Origin of the sequence: Bacillus sp. RIT 809, from assembly GCF_016892495.1 — a bacterium.
Classification (GTDB): Bacteria; Bacillota; Bacilli; order Bacillales; family Bacillaceae_G; genus Bacillus_A; species Bacillus_A cereus_U.
Window position 1 is genome coordinate 1 of sequence record NZ_JAFEMR010000026.1, and the last position, 16853, is coordinate 16853.

The following is a 16853-nucleotide window of genomic DNA, read 5'->3' on the forward strand; positions in this document are numbered from 1 at the left end:
TATTTTGAATATATCATAGATTTAAAATTAAATAAACGGACATTAAATTTTTATATTTTATATAGAATAACAGTGAAATAAAAGTGAAGGAAGTTTTCAAAATAGACTAGTTTTTTATTTGAAATGTAATTTGATTTGTTTCATGAAATAGATCCAGTTCCGGTAAAATCAGTTGCAACAAGTGAACATTACGTTCATCGATAGAATAAGGTGAAACTAAGAGGAGCATATCAAAGTCGGTGTCACCGACTTATGGGACAGCTCACTTCTTATTGTGGAAACGGGGCAGTACAGAAGGGAAAAAAACTCTGTGTTTCTTTTTAATTAATATATTTATTGGGAAAAACTTCGGAATTTCCGGCACAAATGCTCCTTCTATCCTATAATAGAAGCTATTTTGGACGTAAGCAATTTGTAAGGAATGAGTAAGAAAAAAGAGATTTTCATAGTATAAAATATTTATTATACCTGCGTATAACACCTACTACTAATAATGTGTTATAATACGAATTAGCAACATAAAGGAAAGGAATTAGAAAAAATGACATTACAAAATACTAAAAATTTAAAAAAACAAGTTGCTCCTTTTGAAAAATCAACGGCAAAAAAAAGTGTTTGGCAAATCATCAATACGGTAGTGCCATTTATTATCTTATGGTACCTTGCTTATAAAAGCCTGTCCGTTTCTTATTGGTTAGCATTAGTTCCATCTCTGTTAGCCGCTGGATTTATGACACGGGTTTTCATTATTTTTCATGATTGTACCCATCATTCTTTTTTTAAAAGTCGTCGTGTAAATAGAATAGTAGGGACATGTATGGGTGTTTTAACTTTATTCCCGTTTGATCAATGGGGGCATGAGCATTCCGTTCATCACGCTACAAGTGGTAATTTGGATAAGCGAGGTACAGGAGATATTTGGACCCTTACAGTGAATGAATATTTGGCAGCGCCATTTAGACTCCGTTTAGCATATCGTTTATATCGCAATCCATTCGTTATGTTTGGATTAGGTCCGATTTATGTTTTCCTACTTAAAAATAGATTTAACCGAAAAGGTGCTAGAAAGAAGGAACGCATGAACACCTATTTGACGAATGTTTTAATTGTTGCTTTAGTAGGATTACTTTGCTGGGCAATTGGATGGCAATCGTTTCTTTTAGTACATGGTTCCATATTCTTAATAGCAGGTTCAATAGGTATTTGGCTGTTTTACGTACAGCACACATTCGAGGATTCTTATTTTGAAGAAGATAAAGAGTGGGAATATGTGAAAGCGGCAGTAGAAGGAAGTTCATTTTATAAACTTCCCAAAATCCTGCAATTTCTAACTGGTAATATTGGATTTCATCATGTTCACCATTTAAGTCCAAGAGTACCTAACTATAAACTAGAAGAGGCACACAATAATACGCTTCCTTTAAAAAATGTACCAACGATTACTCTTGCTACAAGTTTGCGTTCAATTCGTTTCCGTCTATGGGATGAACAAAGTAACAATTTTGTTAGCTTTAAAGACGTTAAAAATTTAGTGAAAAACAATGTTTCTATTCCAGTAAAATCAGAACTATAACTTCACCACATATAACTGACTCCCCTTAATCATTTTCGATTTAAGGGGAGTTTTTGTTTAAATGGTAAATGCCGGATAAACAGCAAACTTAAATGATTCAAATTGTAATGGAGGTGGATTAGGAAATAGTAGGTATTAATATAAGAAGACGATAAAAATATTATGTTAACAATTTGAGGCGATTGATATTACTTTTTTCAATAGATATTATGCTTAGTCTCTGAGTATATTTCATCTGGTATGCATCATGTCTTACAAGAAACGTATGATTTAAAACTTAATACAATCTGCAGCAAATACATATGAAAATGATGTTACCTTAATAATAAAAGGGTATTACGCCATGAAATAAATGATAATAAGAACAGATTAATTATTTTAGAATAACAAAATACAAAACGGACAAACTCAATTATCCTTGAATTTGTCCGTTCAGTTACTGGTGAAAAAGGAGGAGTATGTAAATGAAATGTGCATATAGTCTAAAACTATTTAAAGATATGTGTATTCAGCTAAAGTGATCTCTTTTACAGTTTTTACTCTTTAGTTTGCCTAGATAGTTCAACAGACTTTTGCGTACAACGCTGCATAGCTGAAATGATTGCTGTTCGTAAGCCTTTTTCCTCTAATATTGCTACAGCTTCTATAGTTGTTCCGCCAGGGGAACAAACCATATCTTTCAATTCACCTGGATGTATTCCTGTTTCTAGCACCATTTTTGCAGAGCCTAACACAGCTTGAGCTGCGAATTTATATGCTTGATTTCTTGGCATACCATCTAATACAGCTGCATCTGCCATCGCTTCTATAAGCATATATACATATGCTGGCGAAGAACCACTTACAGATGTTACAACATCCATTAATTTTTCACTTACGATCTCTGTTTGACCAAAACTATTGAAAATGTTTAGTACATCTTCTAAATCTTTTTCTGTCACCATTTCATTAGGGCATAGCGCAGACATTCCTTCTCCAACAAGAGCAGGTGTATTAGGCATTACTCTTACAACCTTTAATTTTTTATCAAAGGCATTCTCAGTACTTTTAATGCTTTTTCCTGCAGCGATCGTTACGACGATAACATCGTTTTTTATCACTTCTTTTATTTCGTTAATTATTGATGCGTATAGGTCTGGTTTAATTGATAAAATTAAAATATCAGCATTTTTAGCTACTTCATTGTTGTCAGTAGTTGTAGTTAGCCCGTATTTTTCACTGGCATTTTTTAAATTCGTAGTGTTTAAATCTGAACAAATGATTTTATTTGAAGACACTATATTTTTGTTTAGCATTCCGCCAATTATAGCCATCCCCATATTTCCGCATCCGATGAATCCAATTTGTTTGTTCATAATAACTCAATCTGGCTCCTTTTATCATAAATTATATCGGTCTGATATTGTTATTCTGAAATAATGATTATATCTCCATGCAATATAAAGAAACATTTTAAGAGAGTGTGTGCCTTTTTGCAATACAAAATATAAAAAAAATTATATTCGACATTATGTAAGTACACGCATTATATTTAAAGATTTTATGTTATCCTGCTATTTGTGGGCAGTAAAACTACCACCTCAAAATTCAGGTGGGAGATCAACTGCCCGTAAACGCCCGATTGGTGAGGGCTAATAATCAGTGGGGGATGAACAAAACCCCCACTGATTAAAGTTTCACTTTATATACCTTGGTATGGAGAACAATATATGTTATTAATCGCATGAATGACAGGAGAGATTTTTTAAAAGATTTTATGTTTATGAATATGAGTATAGTTATATCAATTTTCACTATCATCCGGTATGTCCGTAATCTCATACAAGAAACTTGTCATCATATTCATTTTGCAAAATACCTCTTGACACAAAAAGGAACTATATAGCATAATATAAAAAATTAAATTGAAAATCGTTGAAGGGAAATAGTACATATGTCTTCTTGCGAAAGAGAGTGGAATTCACCGGCTGAAAGATTCCTCGTATAGAATGTATCGAACCTATCCCTGAGTCTTAAATGAAAGTTTAGGCGTACGCCTGCGTTATAGGCGCCAAGTGGATATCTATGTATATCAATTAAGGTGGTACCGCGGAACAATGACCGTTTCGTCCTTTTTATTTTATTAAGGGCGAAGCGGTCATTTTTATTTTGCCCTTTAATACTATAGATGCAGCATTGATGAGGATAGAAATCGATGCACACTGTATGGATAGAAGTGTAATTTATGAAAAACTTTGATTTTAGACTTGGGGGATAAAAAAGTGAGAAAGCAAAGAATTGTTGTAAAGATTGGGAGTAGTTCCTTGGCAGCGAGTCATGGAGGCATCTGTAAAGAACAGCTTTCAGATCACATTGCTGCATTGGCACGATTGAAAGAGGAAGGACATGAAGTTTTGTTGATTACATCTGGGGCGGTCGCTGCAGGTTTTTCTGCTCTAGGGTATCCTAGCAGACCTGTGACAATTAAAGGGAAACAGGCTGCTGCCGCTGTCGGACAAAGTTTATTAATGCAGGCATACACGGAGGAATTCCGTAAATATGGTATTGTTACTGCACAACTTTTACTAACGAGAAATGATTTTTCTAGAAAAGAACAATACAGTAACGCTTACGCTACTTTAGGAGAGCTACTAAACCGTTCAGCTCTTCCTATAATCAATGAAAATGATTCCATTTCTTTAGAAGAGCTGACGTTCGGTGATAATGATATGCTGTCAGCTTTAGTAAGCGGACTTGTTTCGGCAGATATGCTCATGATTTTTACCGATGTGAACGGTTTATATGACAAAAATCCTCAGAAAAATGCGGATGCGAAAAAATATCATTTCCTTCCTGAGGTAACGGAAGAAATTGCTTCTCTTGCAGGAGATGCTGGCTCAAAACTTGGGACTGGCGGTATGAAATCAAAAATCGATGCTGCAAAGACGGCACTATCTCTTGGAGTGAGTGTATTTATCGGAACGGGATGTGGACAGGAGAAGTTTTTAGATGTTATGAAGGGCAAAGGTGATGGAACATATATAGGGAATGCTCCTCAAAAAGTGATTAAGATGAACAAGCAATGGATCGCACTACATTCGCTTGTTAGCGGACAAATTGAAGTAGATGCCGGGGCAGCCACTGCCATCATTCAACATGGAAAGAGTCTTCTTCCTGCTGGTGTTACTAATGTGTCAGGATTTTTCAAAGTCGGCGAAGTTGTGGAGGTAATCACACAACAAGGGCGCGTAATAGGAAAAGGACAATGCAGATACAGTGCAGAGGAACTAAGGGATCTAAAAGGTATGCAAAGCCAAGATATTCAAGCAAGAGGCGAAAGGCATAGCTATGAAGTCATCCATAGAGATCATTGGGTTTCATTTTAAGAATAGAGACCGTTCTAATTCGATAGTGCATTACTAGCGTTAAAAAGATCTCGGATTTTATACTGATTAACCTTAAAAAAGGAGGAAATAAAAATGAATGAAGTGTTGGCAAAGGGGAAAAAAGCGAAACAGGTTGCTAGAGAACTTGTGCTTAAATCTACAGATCAAAAAAACGAAGCACTTGCTGCGATTGCTGATCAGCTGATAGTAGAAACAGCTTATATTTTAGAGGAAAACAAACAGGATATCGAAGAAGGTAAGGCAAAAGGATTTTCTGACTCTCTTCTTGATCGTCTTATGCTGAATGAACAGCGTATCATTGATATGACTGAAGGTATTAAGCAACTAATTGATTTACGTGATCCTGTTGGAGAATGCGTAAGTGCATGGGAACGACCAAATGGATTATCTATTCAGGAGATGCGCGTACCACTTGGTGTTGTCGGGATGATTTACGAGGCAAGGCCGAATGTAACAGTGGATGCTGCTACAATTTGCTTAAAAACAGGAAACGCAGTAATACTACGTGGTAGTTCTTCTGCTATTCATTCTAACAAAGCCATCGTTAGCGTGATTCACCGGGCGCTCAAACAAACAAGCTTGTCTTCAGAAAGTGTACAGCTCATAGAAGATACAACGCGCGATAGTGCAAAGCAGTTGTTTACATTGAATGAGTACTTGGATGTTCTTATCCCAAGAGGCGGGAAGCAGTTAATAGATACTGTAGTGAGAGAAGCATCTGTTCCAGTACTTGAAACAGGTGCGGGAAATTGTCATATTTTCATTGATGAAACAGCGGATAAACAAATGGCATTTGATATTATTATAAACGCAAAAACGCAGCGTCCATCTGTATGTAATGCAATTGAAACGATTATACTTCATGAGAATTGGGCGCAGCAATTTGGTAGCGAGCTATTTTCTTCCTTGAAAGAAAGAGGCGTGGAGCTACGTGGTGATAATAAAGCATTGGCAATTGATTCTTCTATTGCATTAGCTTCGGAAGAAGACTGGGAAACGGAATTTTTATCTCTCACGCTGGCAGTTAAAGTGGTTTCCACTGTAGAAGAAGCGATTCATCATATAAATACGTATGGATCCATGCATTCCGAAGCGATTATTACAGAGAACGAGGAAAATGTCAGCAAGTTTTTCACATCTGTTGATGCCGCAGCACTCTACCATAATGCATCGACTCGTTTTACAGATGGATCTGAATTCGGCTTCGGCGCAGAAATTGGCATCAGTACGCAAAAACTACACGTAAGGGGACCAATGGGGCTACCTGCATTGACTTCCACAAAATATGTGATTCGTGGAAATGGACAAATTCGAAGATAAAAATTATAAAAGAACAAGTAATAAGATGAAGACACCCAATTCAGTTTAAGTGTCTTCATCTTATTACAGTTATTCATTTACCACACAAAAAGCCCCACAAGCATAGCACTTAATAAGGAAACAGCCATTCCGCTAACAAGAAGCTTCCAAACATTCTTACCGATTATGGATGATTTTTCCCCGCCAAATAATGAATTGTAAGTTCCATAAATCATACCTACTGTACTAAAGTTTGCAAAAGAAGCTAGAAATGTTGTTGCAACCGCAATCGTATGCGGTTGTAAAGACTTTAAGTTTGATTTTAAATCCATCATTGCAACAAATTCATTCGTTGTGATTTTTATCCCCATTAATTCAGCTACATACATAGCATCTTTGCCTGTTAAACCGAGTAAAAAAGCAAAGGGACTAAAGATAATCGAGAAGATTTTTTGAATTGTTAAACCTGTTATAAAAAAGCTTAAAATACCATTTAAACATGCTGTTAAAGCTACATATCCAATTACCATAGCTAAAATAACGATAACCATATTCATTCCGACTAACATACTGTTAGAAATAGTAGAAAAGAAATCTTTTTTTTCATTTTTTGAAGGTTTATAAATAACATCTTCTTCTTTAGTAACTTCAATAGGATTTAAAACATTGGCTAAAATTAATGCGTTAATACAGTTTAAAGGAATAGCGCTGAAAATATATGTTGCTGGAACCATTGATAGATAAGCACCAAGAATGGATCCGCTGACACTACTCATACTCATAATTCCAAAAGTCAATAAACGATTTTCTTTTAACACAGATAATTGATCACGAACAACTGCAAGTGCTTCCGTATTTCCTAAAAACATCATTTGAATGGAAAAGAAGCTTTCTAACTTTGGTAAACGAGAAATCTTTGAAATAATTGCACCTACTTTATCAATAATCCAAGTTAAGACTCCAAAATAAGAAAGGATATCAAAAAAAGTGATAACAAAAATGATAGGAAGTAAGGCGCTAAAGAAGAAATCAACTGTTTGATTTTCCATAGCTGAAGGAAATGCAAATCGAATACCTTCATTCGCACATGAAAGTAGCCAACTGAAAAATGACGCAATTTTATTAATGATAATACTGCCCAATTTGGTGCCTAACATAAACCACGTAATAAAAAGCTCCAATATTATTAGAATAACGATTGGTCTCCATTTTATTTGTTTTTTATTAGGCGAACATAGAAAAACGATTAATATTACAACAAAAATCCCTAACATATTTAATATGAAATGCATGTCAACAACTCCTTGAGGCTTATTATTTGTATATAAAAAAGCCTCTATTCTTCCAAATTTGGATTATGATCAGAAGTTATGAAGAATGTAAATTATGTTGGGATCAATCTATTTCAATTTATGTACTAAAAATTAATGTTTTTTCGCTGTATAAAGGATATTTATTAATAATGTAAAGCAACAAAATAAATCTATTGGTAGAACGAAGGACAATTAATAGCTGCATCCATTTTTAAATTGTTTAGGTGAAATACCAGTATGTTTTTTAAAGATCTTTGTAAAATGACTTTGGTCGTGAAAATTTAATAATGTAGAAATTTCGGATATAGAATGTCTCGTATAAGTCATTAACTTTTTTGACTCATCTACTTTGGCACGCTGAATATATTCATTTAGAGAAATTCCAACTTCTTTTTTGAAAAGGGAAGATAGATAACTAGGGTTTAATGTGACTATTTCTGCAAGGATAGTTAGCGTAATATCACCATAAAGATGAGTAAATATATAATTTTGGCATTCGTTTATAGGTTTGGAATGTTTTTTTATAGTCCCATTTTTGACACGTTCTGCAAACTCAAGTAAAGCATTCTCCAAAAAAGGGGAAATGGCTTCATTTTTATGTATTTCTTCGAGTTTTTGTATAAATAAATCACTAAGAGTATATGCGATTTCAGGGAAAAGTCCTCCTTCTATAGCAGATCTAGTTGCAAGTGTAATAGCTGCAATGGCAGAATTTTTTTGGCTTCGCAGGTGACTTGTCTTTGATAACACCCCAAGCTCTCCTGATTCAGGTAATCTCCTTAGATTTTTAATTAAATCCTCCTTTTTCCCTTGCTTAATACACTCAAATATTTTCCTCTCAGCTAGTGGATCGATATGAGTTAATGTACTTTGTCGTTGCTCCGATATATGTATTTCGGGCTGTTCAATTTTAAATTCCACCTTTTTTACAAGCATGTTTTTTTGCAGAACATCTGCTATGTTCAACTGTTTTTGATACAGCATGTAATAAAGCACTAAACTTATATTTAAAAAACTCAAATTATTTAATACGGGTAGAGAACGATAATATCGAATCATTTCTTCTTTGTCTATTTTTAGTTGAAGATCATTAACGATACCTTTAATTGATGTTTCTGATAGCCTGGAATAAAGGACGGGTCCAACAATGATATTCCCACTAATTTGGTCGTTCAAACGCAGATTAATTGCGAAAAAATTTTCAAGAAAGGCTGTCTCTTCTAATGACGGAAAAGTAAAGGGGGGCTGTTCCTTAAATAGTTCATTAAGTATCGCCTCTTTTGAAGAATACATAGGGTTATGCTGAATATTGGACGAGATTTCAAATACTAAATCTCCTTTGTTATTAAGAAAATAGATAGGTGTTTTATGTACGTCAAAGATTAGTTTACAAATATAATATAAATCCTCTAGTTTGGAGCAACTCATTATTGTAACCTCTATTCTTTAAAAATCAGCTAAAATTTTTACAAGTATTCTAAAAAATATACCATAATATCTAAAAAATAATAACTATAATAACATTAAGAAAGCGTTTACTTAATTATTTTTTAGGAGGGCTATCATGAAAAGAGATATTAAGAAAATCATTTCACAAATGACATTAGAAGAAAAGGCAAGCCTATGTTCTGGATTAGACTTTTGGAATACAAAAGGGATTGAGCGATTAGAAATTCCTTCAATTATGGTAACTGATGGACCACACGGGCTTAGAAAACAGGCAGAGGGAGCAGATCACTTAGGGATTTATAACAGTATTCCAGCGACTTGTTTCCCTTCAGCAGTAGGATTAGCGAGTACATGGAATAAAGAATTAATAAAACAAGTAGGAGTTGCATTAGGAGAAGAATGTCAGGCTGAAAATGTAGGTGTTCTCCTTGGACCAGGTGCAAACATAAAACGTTCGCCGTTATGCGGAAGAAACTTTGAATATTTTTCAGAGGATCCATATTTATCATCACAAATGGCTGCAAACCATGTTAAAGGCGTACAAAGTCAAGGGGTTGGAACGTCATTAAAACATTTCGCTGCTAATAATCAGGAGCATCGCAGAATGTCTGTAGATGCAATTGTCGATGAAAGAACATTGCGTGAAATTTATCTTGCTAGCTTTGAAGATGTCATTAAGGAAGCACAGCCTTGGACAGTAATGAGCGCTTACAACAAGGTAAATGGCGAATACGCTTCGGAAAATAACTATTTATTAAATGATATTTTAAAAGATGAATGGGGATTTGAAGGTTTTGTCGTTTCTGATTGGGGTGCGGTAAATGAGCGTGTTGCAAGTTTAGCGAACGGCTTGGAGTTAGAAATGCCTTCAAGCTTTGGAATTGGTGAGAAGAAAATTGTTGATGCAGTTAACTGTGGTGAGCTATCTGTAGAAAAACTTGATCAAGCAGCAGAGCGTCTTCTTGACATTATTTTTAAAGCTTATGATAACCAATTAGAAAACGCTGTGTATAGTAAGGATGCGCATCATCAGCTTGCAAGAGAAGTTGCAAGTGAAAGTATGGTTATGTTACAAAATGAAGATGCAATTCTTCCGCTGAAAAAAGAGGGAACGGTAGCAGTAATTGGAGGATTTGCAAAGCAACCACGTTTTCAAGGCGGCGGAAGCTCTCATATTAATCCAACAAATCTTGAAAGTATTCTTGAAGAAATTGAAACTGTATCAGGTGAAAAAACGAACATATTATTTGCCCAAGGCTATGACATTGCCAGTGATGATGTAAATGAAAGCATGGTTAATGAAGCGAAAAAAATAGCAGAGCGAGCAGATACAGCGGTCCTTTTCGTTGGACTTCCAGATCGTTATGAATCTGAAGGCTTTGATCGAAAACATTTACAGATGCCAGAAAATCACGTGCAATTAATTGAGGCTATTGCTGAAGTTCAAAGTAATATCGTTGTAGTTTTAAGTAACGGTGCTCCAATTGAAATGCCATGGATAGGTAAAGTAAAAGGAATACTTGAAGGCTATTTAGGTGGACAAGCATTAGGCGGAGCGATTGCTGATTTATTATTTGGTGATGCGAATCCAAGCGGGAAATTAGCGGAAACATTCCCGAAAGTGTTAAGCGATAATCCTTCTTACTTAAACTTCCCTGGTGAAGGTGACAAAGTAGAATACAAAGAAGGTGTGTTCGTCGGATACCGTTATTACGATGCGAAAAATATTGAACCGTTGTTCCCATTTGGTTTTGGTTTAAGCTATACAAATTTTGAGTATAGTAATCTTTCAATAAATAAGAAAGAGATAACGGATACGGACACTGTTTCTATCAGTGTGAACGTGAAAAATACTGGTAGTAGAGCAGGGAAAGAAATTGTTCAGCTTTATATAAAAGATGTTGAAAGCAGTATGACTCGTCCTGAAAAAGAGCTAAAAGGATTTGAAAAAGTAGAATTGCAGCCGGGAGAAGAAAAAACGGTTAGCTTTACTTTAAATAAAAGATCATTTGCTTATTATAATGTTGAATTAAAGGACTGGCATGTTGAAACAGGTGAATTTGAAATTTTAGTAGGAAAGTCTTCAAAAGAGATCGTTTTACAGGATAGCATGTATGTTCAATCAACGACTATAATTCAAAAACCAGTGCATCGTAATACGTTACTTGGGGACATATTTACGGATCCAATTTTAGCACCAATAGCAAAAGGGCTTATGGAAAAAGCATTAAAAGACAGTCCGTTTGGTAGTATGACTGAAGGGGATAGTGATGCCTCTGAAATGATGGATGCTATGCTAAACTATATGCCATTACGAGCATTAGTGAACTTTAGCGCAGGTGCTTTTACAGAAGAAATGTTGAGTGAAATAATTGGGCTATTAAACGATGCGCAGATGAATTAATAAGTGTGAATGAATTTTTATCCCGTATTAATGGGCGGTAAGACTCCTACCTTAAAACTCGGCGAATGCGAGGAAGTGAGGTGGGAGATAATGGCCCAGAAATGTCCGATTGGTTTTGGTTGATAATCAGTGGGGGATGGACAAAATCCCACTGATTAAAGTTTTATTTTATCTATGTAGGACGTTTCTCCAACATGCAAAAAAGGTAAATGAGAGTTAGAATCTCATTTGCCTTTTTTTGTACTTATTCTGCTAAATATAGAATCATATGCTGGTCTATCATCTTTAATCATTGTTTATAAATATGAACGATGCGATGGCCATGAACCTTGGAGTTTACGAAGTTGTATAATTTGTCCTGTATGATAAGCATCGTGCAAAAGGATATTCAGATATTGTTGCCAAACTGGTAGAGACGGACTTGGTTGATCCAGTTCTGCTTCTTGAAGGGATGTTAATGAAGATTGCAAGGCATCATGTACTTGAAGCGTTCGCTTCACTGTTTGTTGCCACGCTTCATCATCATTAGGTCCACCTTGGACAAACGTGTCATCATTATTTTGTGGAGCAACAAATGTGTCATCTTGATGTAAGCGGGAAAGTAAGCGCTCTTTAAAGATTAGTAAATGGTTTGCATTTTCCCAAATCGTATTACTGGCCTTTCCTTCTGGGTGCCAACATGCTTGGGCAGCGGTAAGATTCTTTAACGCTTCTGATATCGGTGGGTACCATTCTTCTTCGTAAAAAACTTGCTTGACTCCATTTTGCAACATTTCTTTTTTACCCATTCGTATAGCCTCCTTAACTATGAGATAGACCAACAATAAGTGTTAGAGAAAGTAGGTAAAAACGGACCTACTTATCATCTGATTGATGTTTGGAAGTTTCTAAAAGAATAATATGGCGTCGTTGTAGTAATTGTAGAAATAAACTTATGCTTTCTAAATCATTTTTTAAATGCAATAAATTCTCCTTTCTCTTCAATAAACCTGCCTCATAGTTGAACAAGAAAATTAACTATAGCTTAAATTTAAAAATTTGTAGCAATATAAAGTTTTAGAAAGTTTTAAAATTCTAAAAATTTAGAAGGTATAATTCGATAAATATAGAATTCAATACATAGCAAATAAGGTGGGGATAAAATGGAAGTCTTTCACGTGACGAGTAGAAAGAGGGAAACGTACAACGTTCAAATGAAGTATTCGATACTTTTCGAATGTGCACTTGGCATTGCGGCAATTACGCATAAGAGGTTAATCGACACGCTTGAAAAATCTCAAAGCGAATGGGAAGAAATTAGAAAATCTTTACCTCATGAAATGATAGAGCATTTGCAATTTGTCGAGAAGCATAATACGTGGAAAGCATTGCTACAGTTACTGTATGATGGAGATTTTATGGATTTATCTCAGTTTGTTCATAATATCAATTCGTTATCGGAAGTAGATTTTAAATATGTGTGCTTACCGTTTCTAGGAGAAATACATCAAGAAAAAAGACGTTTAGCATCTAGCGGAGAAATTTCAGCGGTACAAGAATTAATGGAGTTAACGTATGAACATCAGTTTTTCTCTACGTATATTGAGTTTATATGTAATGTAGACGTCCAGTTATTAAAGAGGCATTTAATTAATGTTATGACAGGATGGTATGAGGGTGTTATTAAGAAAGAAGAGGAGCAACTGCTCTCTATATTAAAGCGAGATTATGAAGCGAAAAATGAAATGAATAAAAAGATGCAACCGGAAGAGTTTGTAGAGTGGGCAACAGGTGGCGTTACATATATGCCAGAGCCAAGTGTTCATCACGTACTTCTTATCCCGCAAATTACATACAGACCGTGGAATATAGAAGCTGATATTGAAGATACGAAAGTGTTTCATTATCCAGTCGCAAATGAAAGTATACATCCAGAAGATCCGTATGAGCCGAGTTATTTTTTAGTTCATAAACATAAGGCGCTCGGGGACGAGGCAAGGCTTCGTATTGTAAAACTACTATTTGAACAAGAGCGTACGCTGCAAGAAATAACGGAAAGATTACAACTAGGAAAATCGACAGTACATCATCATTTGAAATTGTTACGTTCAGCAAAGTTAGTAGATATTCAAGACGGAAAATATGTATTGAGAAAGAAAGCAGTGCAGTCTTTAGCGAAAGAATTAGATGCATTTTTGAATAGATAATATACAACGAGAATGTACATAAAGGGAGGAATTTAATAGAAAAGTTGGTGAGCTATAGTGAAAAGTGTATTGAAAAACCGTTCATTCTTTTATATGTGGATTGGTAGTGCAATTTCAGAATTAGGCGGGGCTTTCGGGACGTTATGTAATTCAATTCTTGTATATGAGTTAACAGGATCGAAAACAGCATTAAGCAGTATGTGGTTACTATATCTAATTCCTTCTCTCATACTGCAACTTATAAGTGGCCCATTTATTGATAAATGGAGCCGAAAGTGGATTATGATTTTTTCGCAATGGATGCGGGCATCTGTTTTCTTACTGCCTTTGGTGATGCTAGTTACTAGCAGTATAGAAGTTTGGCACATTTACGTTGTCCAAATTATAGTTGGTCTCATTACGCCTCTTTATACCCCTGCGAGCCAAGCGATTACACCAACTGTTGTGAATAAAGAGCAGCTTCAAGACGCGAATGCGTATATTGATGGAATGACTCGTCTTATGATGTTTCTCGCGCCAGTAATAGGTGGTATCGTCATTAAATTTATTGGAATCGAATTAACAATGTTGTTCGTATGTGTTTGTCTATTCATTAGTGGAGGATTGTTACTTTTCATAAAAGAAAAAAGAGTAAAACAAGAATTGAGAAAAACGTGGCTAGAACAGTTTCTTCATGGTTTTACATACTTTTTCACAAAACCAATAATCGTTTGGCTCGGTATATTTCTTACTTTCGTTCAATTTGGAGTTGGGGTAACGATGGTTACAAACCTACCTTATATAAAAGATGAGCTGTCAGCGGGATATGCGGAGTACGGTTACTTCATGGCAGGTTTCCCACTTGGCTATGTAGTTGGATCAATATTAGTCGGAAAAGTAACATATAAAAGCCGGCGAATACTTATGCTTGGAGGATTGTTTATAGGTGGCCTTACATACATTTCTTTAGGGTTCAATCACAGTATTATAATTGCGGTAATTATTGAAGTAATTGCAGGTATTTGTATTTCATTTTTCAATGTTCATAATACGACGATATGCCAACAAACTGTCCCAAATAATATGATAGGAAAAGTATTTTCAGTGCGATTATTTTTCATACGATCGGCAATGCCATTAGGTGTGTTATTAGGGGGAATACTGAGTGAAATGTGGGGAGTGAGAGTACTATACTTTATCATTGGCTCGATTATATGTGTCACTTCTTTAATAGGAATATTGCTTCCGTATTTCAAATTTTTAGATGAGGCGATTGAGGAGAAGTCAGCATAATTCTAAAGATTTGAAACTTTATAATTGAAAATAATTATCATAATCAATTATAATAGAAGAATACTAGTATTCGTATTACAAAGAGGGAGTGGAATATATGTTTATCGAAACGAAGACATTTACAGTAAAAGAAGGTACATCAGATATAGTTGTAGAGCGTTTTACAGGAGAAGGCATTATTGAAAAATTTGAAGGCTTCATCGACTTAAGTGTTCTCGTGAAAAAAGTGAGACGCGGAGATGAAGAAGTAGTAGTTATGATTCGCTGGGAATCGGAAGAAGCATGGAAGAACTGGGAAACGAGTGAAGAGCACTTAGCTGGACATAGAGCGGGCCGCGGTAAGCCAAAACCAGATCATATCATTAAGGTTGAGCACGGGGTTTATTATGTGAAATCATCGAAATCGGCTTATCAGAAGTCGTAATATATAATCAAAAAGAGAGGATATTTGTTTTTTAATAAAACAGATATCCTCTCTTTTTGATTTATAGTAAAATATGGATGTTAGATATGTTTATTTTTTTAGTTATAAATGGAGGTAAATAAAGTGAAAAAAATGTTATTGATGGCTGCTTTAGCAACTACATTATTATCAGCGTGTAGTGATAATAATGTGAAAGAAGAAGCATCTAAACATGCAGAAAAACGTGAAAACAGTATAAAAGTAGAAGAGCAGAAAGATTATATAATTATTGATATGAATCATTATGAAATATCTCTAAAAGATTCTAGCTCAAATAAAGAAGGTAGCGTGAAAGTAAGTTTAAGTAATTTAAACCCAACAAAATGGAAGGCACCTATAAGAAACGGTAGCCTAGATATAGGTGATCATATCTCTTTGGAAAAAGAAGGGGATAAGTATACACCTACATTAGTAAAAGATCTTGCAGGTGAAATAAAGTATGATGGTACAATTAAATATAAAATTTTAGAAGCAACTAATAAGTCAGTAAAGTGGTTTCCACTAAATAAAGAGAACAATGGAGGGTATGTTCCACCAGAGATGGTAAAAGTGGTGAATGCTTCGAAAATAAAAGCTGGAGATATTGTAACGATTCAAGATAAAACAAAAAGTAGTGAAGACGAAATTGTATATGAACTGACAATTGTTGAATAAGTAGGAAGTGGGCTAAAGGTATAACAGAATTAAAATATGATAAAGCAACGAATAACTCCCGTAATAAAATGCTTGGAGGTTACAAATGTTAGAAGCCCAATTATCTATTATTCATGAACGACATAAAATATTAGTACAAACAATCTTAAATGAATGCCTATCAATGCATAAAGTAAGTGGATTAATGCTTATCGGATCTGTCGCAAGAGGCGATGCATATCTTGAATTCGATTTGGACTTTTATATACTTTTAGAGGGCGGACAAAAGAAGGAATTTCATTCTGAAACAAGAAAAGGTATTTTAGTCGAATACAAGTATGCTGATTTTAATCAAATACAATTAAACTTCAAAAACAATCCGATGGAAGTATACTCTTTTTTAGAAGGGGAAATTTTGTTTGATAAAAGCGGTGAATTGAAAAAGTTAAAGGAAATAGCTAAATATGAATTTGAAAACTACCGTGTTTCTAGCGATAAAGTAGAAGGCATTTCACATTGGTTAAATAGTTCACTAATAAAAATTCAATCTGCATTGAAAGTAAATGATGAGCTAAAAGCTTCCTACATAATTCATACATCAACTTGGACCATTATAGAAGGAATATGGGCTATTAATAATAATCCAGCACCTCCAGCGGGATCTGTTTTGAAGTATATGCAGACGCTATCTAATAGACCAAGTAATTTTGATGAGTTGATTAATAAAGTGTTTTTAGGGGATACGACAGAGCGGGTTTCTTCAGCAGTTTTCTTGATTGAGTGGGTTTTACTCAATTTGGAGAATAGATAGTATGACCATAATAATTGTCAACTTTTATAGGTAAATCGATATTCCATGTCGAATTGTTCATATA

Annotated in this window: 13 protein-coding genes and 1 other annotated feature; of the genes, 9 read left to right on the forward strand and 4 right to left on the reverse strand. The window is 34.8% G+C overall.

What is annotated here, in order from left to right; genetic code table 11:
• Positions 1-541 precede the first annotated feature (541 nt).
• A complete protein-coding gene (gene desA / locus JTF23_RS22485) occupies positions 542-1573 on the forward strand; it encodes a Delta(5) desaturase DesA (RefSeq protein WP_204209779.1) in 1032 nt (343 codons plus the stop codon).
• Between the two features lie 536 nt (positions 1574-2109).
• Here desA and proC read toward each other — a convergent pair.
• A complete protein-coding gene (proC, locus tag JTF23_RS22490) occupies positions 2110-2928 on the reverse strand; it encodes a pyrroline-5-carboxylate reductase (RefSeq protein ID WP_204209780.1) in 819 nt (272 codons plus the stop codon).
• A 550-nt stretch (positions 2929-3478) separates the two neighbouring features.
• Positions 3479-3689, forward strand: a binding site (T-box leader).
• 145 nt (positions 3690-3834) lie between these two features.
• Between proC and proB the strand changes: the two genes are divergently transcribed.
• Together proB and JTF23_RS22500 are read left to right on the forward strand one after the other, a co-directional pair.
• Positions 3835-4938 carry a glutamate 5-kinase gene (proB, locus tag JTF23_RS22495; protein ID WP_204209782.1) on the forward strand — a complete coding sequence of 368 codons (1104 nt, stop codon included), beginning with the start codon at positions 3835-3837 and terminating at the stop codon, positions 4936-4938.
• A gap of 93 nt (positions 4939-5031) precedes the next feature.
• Positions 5032-6279 carry a glutamate-5-semialdehyde dehydrogenase gene (locus JTF23_RS22500; RefSeq protein ID WP_204209783.1) on the forward strand — a complete coding sequence of 416 codons (1248 nt, stop codon included), beginning with the start codon at positions 5032-5034 and terminating at the stop codon, positions 6277-6279.
• Between the two features lie 77 nt (positions 6280-6356).
• Here JTF23_RS22500 and JTF23_RS22505 read toward each other — a convergent pair whose 3' ends face one another.
• The gene (locus JTF23_RS22505) at positions 6357-7550 is read right to left on the reverse strand and encodes a nucleoside transporter C-terminal domain-containing protein (protein ID WP_016105199.1); all 1194 of its coding nucleotides are present in this window, start codon (positions 7548-7550) and stop codon (positions 6357-6359) included.
• A gap of 213 nt (positions 7551-7763) precedes the next feature.
• Positions 7764-8999: a helix-turn-helix domain-containing protein gene (locus tag JTF23_RS22510; protein ID WP_002161367.1), complete on the reverse strand. Its 1236-nt coding sequence runs from the start codon at positions 8997-8999 to the stop codon at positions 7764-7766.
• 136 nt (positions 9000-9135) lie between these two features.
• On the opposite strand from JTF23_RS22510, the gene JTF23_RS22515 reads away from it, so the two are divergent.
• Positions 9136-11424, forward strand: a complete 2289-nt coding sequence (locus JTF23_RS22515; protein WP_204209784.1) for a glycoside hydrolase family 3 C-terminal domain-containing protein — start codon at positions 9136-9138, stop codon at positions 11422-11424.
• A gap of 296 nt (positions 11425-11720) precedes the next feature.
• Here JTF23_RS22515 and JTF23_RS22520 read toward each other — a convergent pair whose 3' ends face one another.
• A complete protein-coding gene (locus tag JTF23_RS22520) occupies positions 11721-12212 on the reverse strand; it encodes a DinB family protein (RefSeq protein WP_002161370.1) in 492 nt (163 codons plus the stop codon).
• Between the two features lie 354 nt (positions 12213-12566).
• On the opposite strand from JTF23_RS22520, the gene JTF23_RS22525 reads away from it, so the two are divergent.
• The 5 genes from JTF23_RS22525 to JTF23_RS22545 all read left to right on the forward strand — a co-directional run bounded on the left by JTF23_RS22525 (position 12567) and on the right by JTF23_RS22545 (position 16789).
• A complete protein-coding gene (locus JTF23_RS22525; RefSeq protein ID WP_204209785.1) occupies positions 12567-13610 on the forward strand; it encodes an ArsR/SmtB family transcription factor in 1044 nt (347 codons plus the stop codon).
• Between the two features lie 57 nt (positions 13611-13667).
• Positions 13668-14882, forward strand: coding sequence for an MFS transporter (locus JTF23_RS22530; protein WP_204209786.1), 1215 nt, complete (start codon positions 13668-13670; stop codon positions 14880-14882).
• A gap of 97 nt (positions 14883-14979) precedes the next feature.
• Entirely contained in the window at positions 14980-15306 is a 327-nt protein-coding gene (locus JTF23_RS22535) for an antibiotic biosynthesis monooxygenase family protein (RefSeq protein ID WP_204209787.1), read from the forward strand.
• Positions 15307-15414: 108 nt separating this feature from the next.
• Positions 15415-15999 (forward strand): hypothetical protein, encoded by a 585-nt coding sequence (locus JTF23_RS22540; RefSeq protein ID WP_204209788.1) that lies wholly within the window; start codon positions 15415-15417, stop codon positions 15997-15999.
• A gap of 85 nt (positions 16000-16084) precedes the next feature.
• Positions 16085-16789 (forward strand): nucleotidyltransferase domain-containing protein, encoded by a 705-nt coding sequence (locus tag JTF23_RS22545; RefSeq protein ID WP_204209789.1) that lies wholly within the window; start codon positions 16085-16087, stop codon positions 16787-16789.
• The last annotated feature ends 64 nt before the right edge of the window (positions 16790-16853 follow it).

Coding starts and splice junctions, on each gene's coding strand:
- JTF23_RS22510 (WP_002161367.1), bottom strand. CDS start 8,999: ATGAGTTGCTCCAAACTAGAGGATTTATATTATATTTGTAAACTAATC.
- JTF23_RS22520 (WP_002161370.1), bottom strand. CDS start 12,212: ATGGGTAAAAAAGAAATGTTGCAAAATGGAGTCAAGCAAGTTTTTTAC.
- JTF23_RS22540 (WP_204209788.1), top strand. CDS start 15,415: ATGGAGGTAAATAAAGTGAAAAAAATGTTATTGATGGCTGCTTTAGCA.
- JTF23_RS22535 (WP_204209787.1), top strand. CDS start 14,980: ATGTTTATCGAAACGAAGACATTTACAGTAAAAGAAGGTACATCAGAT.
- JTF23_RS22545 (WP_204209789.1), top strand. CDS start 16,085: ATGTTAGAAGCCCAATTATCTATTATTCATGAACGACATAAAATATTA.
- proC (WP_204209780.1), bottom strand. CDS start 2,928: ATGAACAAACAAATTGGATTCATCGGATGCGGAAATATGGGGATGGCT.
- JTF23_RS22515 (WP_204209784.1), top strand. CDS start 9,136: ATGAAAAGAGATATTAAGAAAATCATTTCACAAATGACATTAGAAGAA.
- JTF23_RS22505 (WP_016105199.1), bottom strand. CDS start 7,550: ATGCATTTCATATTAAATATGTTAGGGATTTTTGTTGTAATATTAATC.
- desA (WP_204209779.1), top strand. CDS start 542: ATGACATTACAAAATACTAAAAATTTAAAAAAACAAGTTGCTCCTTTT.
- JTF23_RS22525 (WP_204209785.1), top strand. CDS start 12,567: ATGGAAGTCTTTCACGTGACGAGTAGAAAGAGGGAAACGTACAACGTT.
- JTF23_RS22500 (WP_204209783.1), top strand. CDS start 5,032: ATGAATGAAGTGTTGGCAAAGGGGAAAAAAGCGAAACAGGTTGCTAGA.